The sequence below is a fragment of the Gordonia alkanivorans genome (assembly GCF_004011905.1).
Classification (GTDB): Bacteria; Actinomycetota; Actinomycetes; order Mycobacteriales; family Mycobacteriaceae; genus Gordonia; species Gordonia alkanivorans.
Genome location: NZ_CP027114.1, coordinates 2440024 through 2453784, shown reverse-complemented (window position 1 = coordinate 2453784; position 13761 = coordinate 2440024). Strand labels below are relative to the sequence as shown.

The 13761-nt window shown below is 69.2% G+C and carries 12 protein-coding genes; 7 read left to right on the top strand and 5 right to left on the bottom strand.

All coding sequences use genetic code 11. The features are described from left to right. Window positions 1-107 precede the first annotated feature (107 nt). Window positions 108-734 (top strand): TetR/AcrR family transcriptional regulator, encoded by a 627-nt coding sequence (locus C5O27_RS11035; protein WP_035751209.1) that lies wholly within the window; start codon window positions 108-110, stop codon window positions 732-734. Between the two features lie 130 nt (window positions 735-864). Continuing rightward, window positions 865-2025: an FAD-dependent urate hydroxylase HpxO gene (gene hpxO / locus C5O27_RS11030; protein WP_127963822.1), complete on the top strand. Its 1161-nt coding sequence runs from the start codon at window positions 865-867 to the stop codon at window positions 2023-2025. 17 nt (window positions 2026-2042) lie between these two features. Here hpxO and eccB read toward each other — a convergent pair whose 3' ends face one another. Continuing rightward, entirely contained in the window at window positions 2043-3521 is a 1479-nt protein-coding gene (eccB, locus tag C5O27_RS11025; protein ID WP_127962713.1) for a type VII secretion protein EccB, read from the bottom strand. A 201-nt stretch (window positions 3522-3722) separates the two neighbouring features. Here eccB and eccE point away from each other — a divergent pair, with 201 nt between their 5' ends. Next, window positions 3723-5444 carry a type VII secretion protein EccE gene (gene eccE / locus C5O27_RS11020; protein WP_127962712.1) on the top strand — a complete coding sequence of 574 codons (1722 nt, stop codon included), beginning with the start codon at window positions 3723-3725 and terminating at the stop codon, window positions 5442-5444. A gap of 115 nt (window positions 5445-5559) precedes the next feature. Here the strand turns inward: eccE and manA are convergent, their stop codons facing one another. The 3 genes from manA to C5O27_RS11005 form a co-directional block, all read right to left on the bottom strand. Beyond that, entirely contained in the window at window positions 5560-6855 is a 1296-nt protein-coding gene (gene manA / locus C5O27_RS11015; RefSeq protein WP_127962711.1) for a mannose-6-phosphate isomerase, class I, read from the bottom strand. Continuing rightward, entirely contained in the window at window positions 6852-8000 is a 1149-nt protein-coding gene (locus C5O27_RS11010; protein ID WP_006359444.1) for a hypothetical protein, read from the bottom strand. The genes manA and C5O27_RS11010 overlap by 4 nt, the downstream gene beginning before the upstream one ends. A gap of 164 nt (window positions 8001-8164) precedes the next feature. Then, window positions 8165-8725 (bottom strand): DUF3499 domain-containing protein, encoded by a 561-nt coding sequence (locus tag C5O27_RS11005; RefSeq protein WP_196813019.1) that lies wholly within the window; start codon window positions 8723-8725, stop codon window positions 8165-8167. 103 nt (window positions 8726-8828) lie between these two features. Between C5O27_RS11005 and C5O27_RS11000 the strand changes: the two genes are divergently transcribed. After that, window positions 8829-9350, top strand: a complete 522-nt coding sequence (locus C5O27_RS11000; RefSeq protein ID WP_127962710.1) for a metallopeptidase family protein — start codon at window positions 8829-8831, stop codon at window positions 9348-9350. Window positions 9351-9446: 96 nt separating this feature from the next. Here C5O27_RS11000 and C5O27_RS22845 read toward each other — a convergent pair whose 3' ends face one another. Beyond that, entirely contained in the window at window positions 9447-9710 is a 264-nt protein-coding gene (locus C5O27_RS22845) for a WhiB family transcriptional regulator (RefSeq protein WP_187346529.1), read from the bottom strand. A 719-nt stretch (window positions 9711-10429) separates the two neighbouring features. Here C5O27_RS22845 and cofD point away from each other — a divergent pair. Genes cofD through C5O27_RS10980 form a run of 3 tightly spaced genes read left to right on the top strand, consistent with a single transcriptional unit; the run spans window position 10430 to window position 13382 of the window. After that, complete coding sequence (cofD, locus tag C5O27_RS10990) at window positions 10430-11464, top strand: 2-phospho-L-lactate transferase (RefSeq protein ID WP_006359448.1); 1035 nt, start codon at window positions 10430-10432, stop codon at window positions 11462-11464. Continuing rightward, complete coding sequence (locus C5O27_RS10985) at window positions 11461-12810, top strand: coenzyme F420-0:L-glutamate ligase (RefSeq protein WP_006359449.1); 1350 nt, start codon at window positions 11461-11463, stop codon at window positions 12808-12810. The genes cofD and C5O27_RS10985 overlap by 4 nt, the downstream gene beginning before the upstream one ends. After that, entirely contained in the window at window positions 12807-13382 is a 576-nt protein-coding gene (locus tag C5O27_RS10980; RefSeq protein ID WP_127962709.1) for an NUDIX hydrolase, read from the top strand. The genes C5O27_RS10985 and C5O27_RS10980 overlap by 4 nt, the downstream gene beginning before the upstream one ends. Window positions 13383-13761 lie beyond the last annotated feature (379 nt).

Sequence of the window (13761 nt, the reverse complement as noted above, 5' to 3'; positions counted from 1 at the left end):
TTCCTTTCGACGAGGGCACCGGCCCGCTGAGGGCGGTGGATACGAAGCCAGCAACCGGACCCGGGTCCGATTGATTCCCGATCGGGGTGAAGAGTTACCCTCATCACGTGCCGAACGGGCCAGACCACTCCCCGCTCCAGATTTCCTTCAACACCTCGGGGACCGAACGTGCCGACGCCGCACGCAACCGGCGTCTGTTGCTGGCTGCCGCCAAGAACCTGATCGATCACCACGGTGCTGCCGCGGTGACCATGGAGGCGGTCGCTCGTGAGGCCGGCGTGGGCAAGGGCACGGTGTTCCGGCGCTTCGGCAACCGCACCGGGCTGATGCTCGCACTCCTCGACCACTCCGAATCGGAGATGCAGCAGGCCTACCTCTCCGGACCCGAGCCACTGGGCCCCGGTGCGCCGCCGCTCGACCGGTTGCTGGCCTACGGCCGCGCCCGGCTCAAACTGACCTGCGACCACCTCGACATCCTGCTCGAGGCGGGAGCGGCCACCGACGACTTCATGACCCACCCGGTGGGCCGCGCGTCGACTCAACACGTTCAGATCCTGCTGCGGCAGTTGGGATTCGCCGACGATCTCGACTTCATGTCGCTGGCCGTGCAGGCTCCGCTGGCCGCCGGATCGGTCCGGTACCTGATGGTCGAGGTCGGCCTCGATCTCGAGACCATCACCACGCAGTGGCAGGACATGGTCACCGTGCTCGCGACCTCCCGCGGTTCACGCTGACTCCCGCCCGGTCGGGCAGCATCGTCACGACCGTGCCTTCGGGGCGCGCCGCCGTCGGTCGCGCCCTAGCCTGGTGTCGGGCCGGCAGCACCAGTCGCCGGCAGGTGATCTCGAGAGAGCGGTGGTGAGTGTGAAGGCAGTGATCGTCGGCGCGGGTATGGGCGGCATGTCGGCGGCCATCGCCCTCAGGCAACTCGGTGTCCACGTCGAGGTCTACGAGCAGGTCTCCGAGAACAAGCCGGTGGGTGCGGCGATCTCGGTGTGGTCCAACGGCGTCAAATGCCTCAACCACCTCGGCCTGGAGAGAGAGGCCGCCGAACTCGGCGGCATACTCGACTCGATGAGTTATGTCGACGGTTTCACCGGTGACACCATGTGCCGCTTCAGCATGCAGCCGCTCATCGACGAGGTGGGCCAGCGCCCCTACCCGATGGCCCGGGCCGAGCTTCAGCTGATGCTGATGAACGCCTACGGGTACGACGACATCCACTTCGGCAAGAAGATGGTGGCCGTACACGACGGCGCGGAACGTGCGACCGTCGAATTCGCCGACGGCACCACCGATTCCGCCGACATCGTGATCGGTGCCGACGGGGCGAAGTCACTGACCCGCGAGTACGTGCTCGGCGGCCCGGTCCAGCGCCGCTACGCCGGATACGTGAACTTCAACGGACTCGTCGAGGTCGACGAGAACATCGGTCCGGCCACCGAATGGACCACCTACGTGGGTGATTCGCGTCGTGTGTCGGTGATGCCGGTGGCGGGCAACCGTTTCTACTTCTTCTTCGACGTCCCCATGCCCGCGGGCGTCCCGTTCGAACGTGGCACTGCACGCGAGGTGCTGGCCGAGGAGTTCGCCGACTGGGCACCCGGAGTCCAGACCCTCATCGGCACGCTCGATCCCACGACGACCAATCGGGTCGAGATCCTGGACCTCGACCCGTTCGACACCTGGGTCAAGGGACGCGTCGCCGTGCTCGGCGATGCCGCGCACAACACCACCCCCGACATCGGGCAGGGCGGCTGTTTGGCGATGGAGGACGCGGTCGCCCTGCAGTTCGCGTTCCGCGATCATCCCGACGACCCGCTCGCCGCGTTGGCCGCCTATCAGTCCGCGCGCACCGAGCGTGCCGGCGACCTCGTGCTGCGCGCCCGCAAGCGCTGCGACGTGACCCACGGCAAGGACCCGGAGAAGACGGCCGCCTGGTACGACGAACTGCGCGGCGAGGACGGCACCAACATCATCCGCGGGATCGTCGGCAACATCGTCGGCGGCCCGCTCACGTCCTGAGACGGGGCCGACCCGGATTACTCACCGTCCCGGTCGATCCCGGCAGTTCTGAGTCCGTCGTGCGCGACCAGCGCGGCCTCGGCGGAAAGCGTCGGACCAGGTGCGAGCAGGGACACCACCGACCACGGTGCACGCGAAGGCGAGTCGCCGAGCCCGAGGGTGCCGCCCGTCTCGAGGTCCGGGATGCCGAAGCGCACACCCGAATCGTTTACGTAGAACAGCGATTCGGTGCGGGCGCTGTCGGCCTCGTTGCCGGTCACCTGTAAGTACTCCCCCGACCCCGGCGGCAGATAGACCTCGTCGAGACCGGGCCCGGCACCGTCGGCCGATGTCAGACGTACCGGCCGGGCACCGGATTCCAGCGGAAGCGCGCGACCGGCCAGCAGGGCGGTCTCGGCCCGCGGTTCGTCGGTGCCGCGGGACCAGCTGCGGCACAGGGTCGGATCGGTGGCGAGGCCGAGTATCGTCGGGTTGACCTGTGGGAAGTCGCCGATCGGCAACTCCTCCACCACCTTCAGGGTGGCGAGCTCGCCGGGCGCCACCGTCCTGACGGGTGCGGCGCCGTCGCGGTCGGCAAGACGCAGGATCTCCGCGGCCGGGGCACTTATCTCCTGGACACCGTCACGGAGCACGACGTGATAGGTGGTGTCGTCGTCGACGTCGACCGACTTCACGACCGAACCCACGGTCGTCGAGCCGACTGCGCCCGGCTGCCCCGCACCGGGGACGGTGGGCACCTCCAGCGGTTCGACGAGCGGGAAGCTGTTGAGGAGTCCGGGGGTCATCCCGCGCGGTGTGACGTCGTCGAGGCCGAGGGCACGCATGACCGGCGCACTGTCGGTGTCGACCTCCGCCCGGACCGGGCTCCACCTCCCCTCGCGGAACAGCTGATATATCAGGAAGGTCTTGTCGCCGGTACGGACCAGCAACGCGTCTTCCGGACGGGCGGTCTCGACGGTCGACGACCCCAGCACGGGCGTGTCGGCGATGACCGTCTGTCGGATCGACTCGCTCGCCGAGTCCGACGAGACCGTCGACGAATCGCACACCGCCCACATCGAGGTGCTCTTGTGCGCCGAACCCGGCAGGGACGCAGGCGCGCCCGGGATACCCAGCAGCGGGCCGCGCGCGTAGGGCTCGAGTTTGGTGTCGGCCACCGAGGTCGGCTTCTCGGAACTCCCGGTGATCAGTCGGGCCGAGGCGAGATTGAGCACCGGGTGCAGGGTGTCCTCGACGAGAACGTAGGTGCTGCCGCTGTTCTTGCTGACGATGATGGTGGCGTCCCCGACCGACCCCTGTGGCCGGACGAGGCCGTACACACCGCAGCCACCGAGGACGAGCAGGCCGAGGACGGTTCCGACCACCAGTGCCTGCAGCTGAGACCGCATCGGGTCGTGCAGCATCCGCACGTCGCGGCGAACGAGCGCGTGCTCGAGCCGCTTGATCAGGAAACGGTAGCCGTTGACCTGAGCCTTGGTCGTCAGCTGACGTGCCACGACTCCCCCTGTCCGCGCCGATCTCACGCGCCCGCGAACGGGCTTCGGTGTGGATCGGTTGTGATCTCCTGCGGCGTACCCCCTGCCGCGCGGTAGTAGCCTAACCGACACATGCGCCCCTCACGTGTGGGGCTTCGCCGCCTGTGGAGACACCGACGGGCGATGCCGCATCGGGCGCGGCACCGGGATCGAGGGGGGATCGTGGATCGGAACACGCGTGCGACGGGGCTGCGCACACTCGTGGTGATCGAGGTGATCCTGGCCCTCGGTCTCGTCGTATGGGCGTTGTCCGGCAGCGTGTGGGGGCTGTCGGCCCTGATCGTGGCGATGGTGATCGCGTCCGGGCTGGTGAGCGTCGGCGGTCGGCAGTCACTGTTCGGCCGGCTCGCCGTGCGGATGTCGTTCTCCTGGTCGCGGATGCGCCGGAGCGACGCCGACCTCGACCCGGCCCCTTTCGACGTCCCGCTGGCCGGCCCCTCCACCCGTCCGTCGGCCCGCCGGTCGTCGTCACCCACGACCATCGGCGCCCGCTGGGTCGGCGACACCCTGGTCACCGTGGTTCGGGTGGACCCGGGCGGCCCCGCGGTCACCTACCTGACACCGGGCAACAGCACCCTCGGCGACCAGAACGGGCAACTGGTTCCGCTCGACGTCCTCGCTGAGTGCATCGACCGGTACGACATCGCACTCAGCTCGATCGAGGTCATCAGTCACGGTGTGCGCGTGTGGGGTTCGGGTGTTGCACCGGCCACCTACGACCGCACCCTCGGACCCCTTTCGGCGACCGCTCAGCGTTCGGTGTTCGTCGTGCTGCGACTCGATCCGCTCGAGTGTCCCGACGCCGTGGCACGACGCGGCGGCGGCGCGACCGGAGCCCTGCGCACCGCGACGGTCACCACCCGCCGTGTGGCCAAACGCCTCGCCGAACACGGACTGACCACCACCATCCTGTCCGCCGGGCAGATCACGTCGGTCACGACCCAACTGACCGAGGGCGCCGGCATCGACTCGCTGGCCGAGGAGTGGGAATCGGTCGGGGTCTCCGGGCTCCGCATCCGCAGCGCCGCAGTGGAACCGGAAGCACTGCCCGCCGTGGTCCGCGACGTCTGGGTCAACCCGGCAGTCTCCACCACCCTCACCGTCCGGCTCCGGCATGTCGCCGCCGACCGCCGCCACCGCAACGGACGGCCCGGGGTCGAGGTCTCCGCGTTCGTGCGGTTCAACGAGTTCCCCGATGCGCGACGGTCGGTGCCGTCGTGGCCGGCTGGTCTGCAGCCGCTCGACGGGCGCCAGTTCGAGGCCCTCGCCGTCAGCCTCCCCATCGCGACGCCCACCCGTCTCGAACGGAACCTGCCGACGCTCACCGGCGAGGCCGCCCAGGCCTTGATCGGCTCGGTTCGCCTCCCGGCCGGTGGATGCGGTCAGCTCATCGGTGCCGACCACACGGGCCGCGCCGTCGCCACCCGACTGGTCGGTCCCGGCATCGCCACCGTGTCGGTCGCCGCCGGTATCCACGTCGTCGCACAGATCGCGCTGCGCGCCGTGGCGGTCGGTGCCTCGGTTCGCGTCCACACCGACCGCCCGCACCGATGGGCCCCCCTGGTCACCGCCGTCGCGGACCCGAGTGCCCTGTCACTGGCCGGCGACCGCACACCGGCCCGTCCGGGGCCCGCGCTCGTCATCGTCGACGGCGTCACTCCCCCGTCGCCGCAACCGGATACGACGCGGATGATCGTGTCCGCTCCCGGCGTCGACGACCCGACCGGCGGCCACACTGTTGCCCTGACCCAGAATCCGCGTGCGCCACAGGACCTCTCACTCGACACCGGCGGGCAGCCGATGCTCGTGACGATGGTCGCGACGCCGGACGAATGGAAATTGATCGGCGGCTATCCCGAACCCGCCGTGCCGGTCCGGCGGTAGCGGGACCTCACTCTGCGGCGTCGCAATTTTGCTCACTTTGTCGGTCGCCGCTCACCCGTTGACGGTGAGCGCGAACGGATCTCGTGAGCGGCTCGGGCAGGTATCGCCGCGGTTGTCACTCGGTGGCGGTCGCCGCGGCCGTCGCAGACGCCGACACACCTTCGGTTGCCGACACCGCAACCGGCACGAGCGCACGGTAGAAGACCGCCCGCGCCGAGGCCGCCCGCACGATCACGTCCGGGTCGTCGTCGGTGATCCACAGGGCGTGGCCTGATTTCACGGTCAGCGGTGCGCCGTCCCCGGGACGCACCTCGACCGCGCCGCTGAGCACGGCGAGGATCTGCGGTCCGGGCATGTCGAAACAGATCGACGACGAGTAATGCAACCCGGTGCCGTCCAACTCGATCCGCGACAGCCGGAACTCCGGCGCCGGCGTGAGGTAGACGCGTTCGGCGCCGATCATGCGCACCGGCGGCGCCATCTGGGCGGCGTCGACCGGTGTGAAGTCGAGGACGCGCAACAACTCCGGCACGTCGATGTGCTTGGGTGTGAGGCCGCCGCGCAACACGTTGTCGGAGTTGGCCATGATCTCCACCCCGGTGCCACGCAGGTAGGCGTGCAGGTTGCCCGCGGGCAGATACAGACCCTGCCCCGGCTCGAGATGCACGTGGTTGAGCAGCAGCGAGGCGAGCACACCAGGATCGTTCGGGTAGTCCTCACCGAGCTCGCACACCGTGCGCAGTTCGGCGGAGAACTCCGTGCGTCCCGCGCTCAGCACCTCGATCGCGCCGTGCAGGACCGCGGGCACGAGCTGCCGGATCGACGACTCCGGCAGCGTCAGCCAGGTGGTGAACACCGCCCGCAGACCCTCGGAATCGGGTTGTCCGGCAAGCATTCCCAGGTAGTGGTCGAGTTCGCTGACCTGCAGTTCGCGTAGCAGGGCGACGGTCTTGTGTGGATCGCGGAAGCCGGCCAGCGCGTCGAAGGGCGTGGTGGCGACGATCAGCTCCGGCTTGTGCCACGGGTCGCGATAGTTGCGGTCACGGGCGTCGAGGGCGAGGCCGCGGGCGTTCTCCCGCTCGAAACCCTCGCGCGCCTGGTCCGCGGACGGATGCGCCTGCAGCGACAGCGCTTCCTCGGCGGCGAGGATCTTGAGCAGGAACGGCAGTCGGTTCCCGAACTCGGCCGCGCTCGCCGCACCGAGCGTCGCCACCGGATCGGCGTCGATCACCTCGACGAGGTGCTGCTCCGGGCCGGAGGGGTCGACGCACCGCGCCGAGCCCGCCGGATGCGAGCCGAACCACAACTCGGCTTCCGGATGCGCCGACGGGACAGGCCTCCCCTGAATCGACGCGATAGCTGTTCGTGAGCCCCATGCGTAGGGGCGCACCACTCCGTCGAGAATCCTCATTGCACCGTGTTCCCAATCAGGCGGAGATACACCGCCGACATCTCGACCCGCAAGGCGACGACCAGGAAATCGAGGAGGTCGCCCGGGCCGTCGGCCACCGGGTCCTCGCCCGGCACCGGCCGCCGGCCGTCCGACGGTTGCCCGCCGGTCTGCGGCACCGCCTCTGCCTCGTCGGCACCGACCACCAGGTCGACGTCGCCGAGTCCCATCACCCGCTGCCGGGTGTACCACTCACGCCGGGCGGTCGACATGATCATGATGCGCGGAGCGGGCTCCTGCGCCGGACCGTCGAACTCCGGGTCGTAGAAGATCGAGTCGGCGGCCGGAGCAGCGCCCGGTCGCGATTCCCGGAGCCGGGACATCCGCGCCACGTCCCCGAGTTCGGCGACGGCGCCGACGATCCCGGCGAAGGCGAGAATGCTCGACACGGCATGCACGGCCAGCACCGAACCCGCCGGTGAATCCGATGTCCAGACGGAAGGACGCCCCTGCACGCGCACGGCCAGTGACTTGGCCCGGTTGTGGAAGGTCTCCCGCGAGGGATGCGAGCCCGAGGCCTCGGCGTCGAGCGCATCGGCCAGGTCGTCGAGTGCGGGCACCGGGCCGGTCACACGGACCTGGGTGAGACCACCGAATACCGCGAGCAGCGCGGCGACGAATCCGACGAACCGGAAGCGCGGCTCGACGTCGAACCGGGGGGAGAGATCGATCCCGTTGCCGCCCAGCGCATCCTGAAGGGGCCCGGCGATGGGTGCGGCTACGACCACCTCGGCCCGACGACGCAGCGCACGCGCGGCGGCATCGGCCAGTGCCATGTCGCCCGCGTCCTCACCGGCCACGATCACCACGTCCAGCGGACCGACCCACCCCGGCAGGACGGGGCCCGTCACGACCGGGACGTCGACGCGTGCCGCGAGGGTGGCGACCCCCAGCTCGGCCGCACGGTGCGAGACCTCGCTGGAACCGTGGACGATCACGACGCTGCGTGGCCGTAGATCCGCGAGCGGCGCCAGCACGCCCTCGCGGACGGCCTCGGCAGTTGCCCGAACCTGCGCCCCGGCGAGCGCGACGGCCCGCAACAGTCCGTCGACGTCCGCGGAGAACAACTCCTCGGCATCATCGAGGTCGGGAGTACCGGTGCGCATGGGACCAGCGTAGCCAGCCGCGCGGACACACGCCCGGGTACGCGACACAGTCACTCGTTCGGTACCCGCAGCGAGGTGGGACGGGAGGCCGGCCCCGAACTCCGACGATTCGCGGCCCCCGACGGCGACAACGGGTTCCACGCCCCCCGCGTGGTGGTCTCCGGTCAGTCGACCGGGTCCGGGAGAACCCGCAGATGACCGCGGCGACCCGGCCGGGGCCGCGTCTGGTGGCGGGGCACACCCGCGGTGGCCGACGGCTGAGACGGCGAATCGACGGGTCCGGCGCGATGGCGACCGCTGCGACGGTCGGCGAGTGCGGCCTCGTACGCGGCATCGGCCGCGCGCGCCTCGTCCAGCGACCGTGAGTCGAACGCATCGAGGGAATCGGCCGGCGTCCGGTCCGAGCCACGGCCGAGGGAGCCGCGATCGACGAAGCCCGGGCGTCCTCCACCGGCGACGGCGCCGGCCTCGCGAACGGCCTCGGCGAGGGCGGTCAGCTCATGGTCCTCGGCCGGTACCGAGAATCCCCGCTCACTGCGCAGCATCTCCCATCCCCGCGGCACGGTGATCCGGCGAGCGTGGTCATCGCACAGATCCCAGGAATGCGGCTCCTCCGAGGTCGCCAGCGGACCGATCACCGCGGTCGATTCGGCGTAGACGAAGGTCAGGGTAGCCACCGCGGATCGGGCGCAGCCGGGTCGGCAGCACAGACGGGGAAGCTTCACGTGACGAGATTAGCCCGCACTGTCCGCAACCACAGACTCGACACGCTCAGAACGGGGGCGGGCGGGGGCGACATCGGCCACCGCGACCTCATAGACTCGCGCCATGCGCATCCACCCGAAGCCGACGCCGCGCGGCTCATTCGGCCAGCTGGGAATCCGTCGTGGCCGACGCCGGGTCGGACGGTACCGAGATCGGCGAGGACGCGGCCTGCGCTCCCCGCTGCTGCCGCAGAACGTCCCCGCCTACAACACCCGCTCCGACGAGTTCGACGCCGTCGCGCTCGAGGCCTTCGCCGAGATCGACGCGCAGTGGCACGATCAGTTGGCCGGACTCGACATCGCCGTCGACGAGATCCCGCGACTGCTCCCCCGCGATCCCGAGACCGTCGAGTGGCCAGACGAGGTGACCGCCGACGGCGCGGTGCCGCTCGCACGATTGATCCCCGCGGGCATGGACGTCCACGGGGTGCCGACACGGGCGCAGATCATCCTGTTCCGCCGGCCGCTGGAGTCGCGGGCCAAGAAGGGCACGGACCTGCTCGAGCTCGTGCACGAGGTCCTCGTCCAGCAGGTCGCCACTCACCTGGGCGTCGACGAAGACACGATCGACCGCGGACCTGAGTGATCCGCGGTCGATGATCGCGTCCGACGACGCAGCGTCGAGCGTCCAGCTCTCGCTGGGGAATTCGATTGTTCGGACGTCGCCGTTCCGGCGACCTCCTCAGATGATGCCGCGCTTGAGACGACGGCGCTCACGTTCCGACAGCCCGCCCCAGATCCCGAAGCGTTCGTCGTTGTGCAGCGCGTACTCCAGGCACTCCGCCTTGACTTCGCAGCCCTGGCAGATGCGCTTGGCCTCACGTGTCGATCCACCCTTTTCGGGGAAGAACGCCTCCGGGTCGGTCTGCGCACACAATGCGCGGTCCTGCCACTGCTCTTCGACGGAATCGAACAGGTCGTCGAAGTCGTTGGGCACCAAGGCCAGATGACGACGGCCGGCGGCATCGTCTGCGTCGGATTCGACGAGAACGGTTGCGTCGGCGACGGATTCGATTGCGGCCGCACGCGCGGTGCCACCGATCATCGAATCGTCAACGGGCCCAAGGGTGCGAAACTCTGTGGCGCCGATATCCGGGGTGGATGTCATCACGTGCGACTCTGCGATGAATTGCGGGCGAATATGCGGTTCAAGCGGATTGCCGATCGGATTGTCAAAAGCCATCGTCGGCGCCTCCTAGCTCGGGATGTTGGTCGTTGACTGTCCTTTGCGAACACGACGTGCTGCCGTACCCACCACTGCTGCCACACCACTTGTACTCGGGGTGCAGTGACTCTCTACATCCGTTGTACACAGCGCCCGAGCGACGGCCCTTCTCTGCCGGCACCGCCCCTCTGTCCGCGTTCGAACATATGATCGAATCCCTTGGAGGCCAGTGGTTCTCGACCTCGAATGTTCTCGATCTCAAACTCGGAATGACACTGATGTGATTAGACACGCCGAGGGCGGTCCCGGTCAAGTTGAATCGAAGAATTCCCTTTACCATCGCCTGCCGTCAAATCTGTGACTCGACACGACGACGGCTCGAAGGCGAAGTGAAGATCACACTCGGCGAGCCCTCCTCCCCACCCGCAGGACGGGTGCGACAGCGGCGTACGGGGCCTCACGGCCGACCACTAGAGTGGCGGTGTGAAGGAGTACCTGCTGTGAAGGTGACCGTACTCGTCGGCGGCGTGGGGGGCGCGCGTTTCCTCCTCGGACTGCGCGAACTGCTCGGTGCCACCCCGTTCCCGCCGCATCCCGACGACCCCACGCTCGGTCTCGGCGAACATCAGCTCACCGCGATCGTGAACGTCGGCGACGACGCGTGGATGCATGGAGTGCGCATCTGCCCCGACCTCGACACGTGCATGTACACCCTCGGCGGCGGCATCGACCCGGAACGCGGCTGGGGCCGGCGCGGTGAAACCTGGCACGCGAAAGAGGAACTCGCCGCCTACGGCGCCGACCCGGACTGGTTCGGCCTCGGCGACCGCGATCTCGCCACCCATCTGATCCGTACGCAGATGCTCGACGCCGGGTACAGGTTGTCCGATGTGACCGCTGCACTGTCCCGCCGATGGAATCCGGGCGTGCGCCTGCTGCCGGTGACCGACGACCGGCACGAGACGCATGTGGTGATCGCCAAGCCGGACGGCGACGAGGGCGAGCGCGTCGCGATCCACTTCCAGGAATGGTGGGTGCGCCACCGCGCCCGGATCCCGACCTTCGGCTTCGCGCAGGTCGGTTCGGACGACACCACCCCGGCACCCGGGGTCCTCGACGCGATCGCCGACGCCGACGTCATCCTGCTCGCACCGTCGAATCCGGTGGTGAGCATCGGTGCGATCGTGAGCGTTCCCGGGATGCGCAGCGCGTTGCGCACCACCAAGGCCCCGGTGGTCGGTGTCTCGCCGATCATCGACAACCGGCCGCTGCGCGGCATGGCCGACGAATGCCTGTCGGTGATCGGTGTCGAGTCGTCGGCCGAGGCGGTCGCCGCCCACTACGGCGCCCGCAGCGGCAACGGCATCCTCGACGGCTGGCTGATCGCCGAGGGCGACCGGGCACAGGTCGACGGCATCGCCATCGGCTCCGCACCGCTGCTGATGACCGACCCGCAGGCGACCGCACAGATGATCCGAGCTGCCTGCGCACTCGTCGACGTGGCCATGCCGGAACAGAACGTGGGCACCGAGTGAGCGACCTCGCCGATCACCGCGCCCCGGACGGCCTGGAGATCCGACCCGTCACCGGGCTCCCCGAGTTCACCGCCGAATCCGACGTCGCCGCCGAGATCCTCGCCGCCGCACCGTGGTTGGAATCCGGTGATGTACTGGTCGTGACCAGCAAGATCATCTCCAAGGCCGAGGGCCGCATGGTGGATGCACCGGCCGATCCCGACGAACGTGATGCGCTGCGACGCAGGCTCGTCGAGGCCGAGTCGGTGCGTGTGCTCGCCCGCAAGAACCGCACGCTGATCACCGAGAACCGTCTGGGTCTGGTCCAGGCCGCGGCCGGGATCGACGGTTCCAATGTGCGCTCCGACCAGTTGGCCCTGCTCCCCGAGGATCCCGACGGCAGCGCGAGACGACTGCGGGCCGCCATCGCCGAGCGTGCCGGACTCGAGGTCGCGGTGATCATCACCGACACGATGGGCCGCGCCTGGCGCACCGGACAGACCGATGTCGCGATCGGGTCGGCGGGCATCGCCGTCACCCACCCCTACGACGGTGGCACCGACGACTACGGGAACCCGTTGGTGGTGACCGACATCGCGGTCGCCGACGAACTGTCCGCGGCCGCAGATCTGGTCAAGGGCAAGCTCGCCGCCGTGCCGGTGGCCGTCGTGCGTGGGTTCGCGCCCGTCGACGACGGTTCGACCGCCGCCGATCTGATCCGGCCCGCCGACGAGGACCTGTTCCGGCTCGGCACCGAGGAGGCCATCGCCCTGGGTCGTCGGGAGGCCATCCGCACCCGACGGTCCGTACGCGCCTTCGATACCCGGCCGGTCGACCCGGAACTGATCCGCACCGCCCTGGGTGAGGCCCTCACCGCGCCCGCGCCGCACCACACCCATCCGGTGCGGTTCGTGTGGGTGCGCTCGGAGCAGCGGCGTCGTGCGCTGCTCGACGCGATGACCGCCGAATGGCGCGCCGACCTCGAATCCGATTCCAAGACACCCGAATCGATCGAGAAGCGACTCCGCCGCGGGCAGATCCTCTATGACGCACCGGAACTGGTGATCCCGTTCCTGGTACCCGACGGCGTGCACGAGTACCCCGACGAGCGTCGGAATGCGGCCGAGCACACCATGTTCACGGTGGCCGCCGGCGGTGCCGTGGCGAGCCTGCTGATCGCGCTGTCGGTCCGCGAGATCGGCAGCTGCTGGGTCGGCTCGACGATCTTCGCCGCACCTACGGTACGTCGTGTCCTCGAAGTGGACGCGTCGTGGGAGCCGTTGGGCGCGGTCGCCATCGGACACCCGCTCGAAGCTGCCCCGCTGCGCGACGCGGCGCCGACCGACGAGTGGGTGATCGAACTGTGAGCGCGGAATCCCTGCACGCCTCTGCTGTCGAGGCATTGACCGCCTGGCAGGCGCCCGACTCGGGACAGGACAGCCTCCGGCATGCCTACCTCGCGTTCCTGGCCGCTGCCCCGGACGCGTGCCTGCGGGCCTGTGCGGCAGGACATGTCACCGGGTCGGCCATCGTCTTCGACGCCGATCGCAGCCATGTCCTGCTGACCCTGCATCCGCGCGTCGGCAAGTGGATTCAGCTCGGCGGACACTGCGAACCGTCCGACGAGACCCTGGCCGACGCCGCCTTGCGAGAGGCCCGCGAGGAATCCGGCATCCCCGGGCTCGATCTCGACCAGATCGGCGCCGGCGGTGGCATCGTCCACCTGCACACCCACCCGATCACCTGCTCGCTCGGCGTGCCGACCCGGCATCTCGACGTGCGCTACCGGGTGGTCGCCGGCCCGACCGCCGACGGTGGCCTGCCGCAGTTCGCACGCAGCGAGGAGTCCGTGGACCTGCAGTGGTGGCCCATCGATGACCTGCCCCTGGATGCCGACGCCGACATCCCGGAACTGATCCGCGCGGCCTTGGCGAGCTGACCTCGACACGCGGCGTCTCCGCTCCGCTCGGGCGCCGCCCCCTGCTGCCTGAGGTGCGAGGAGCGCAAGCGACGAGCCACGAAGGCCTGGTGCGTCGACCTCACCGGCCCTAATGGGGGTGGATCGGTGATCTTTCTCCGTGGTGGAGGGGATGCTGGTCGTGTGAGCCTGCCCGGTCGGTGACCACTGGCTGGCCCTGAAAACGGTTGGTGGATTTCTACACGAAGACCGTGGCCCGGCCGGGCGGGATCGCCTCGTAGAACGCTTCTGGGATGTCGTGCCCCTGTGACGGTATGGATGAGCACTGATCCATTAGGCCGCGTGAGAGGGGATCCTCGGGCTCACATCGCAACTACTCGCTATGAGGAGAAGAGGTGAG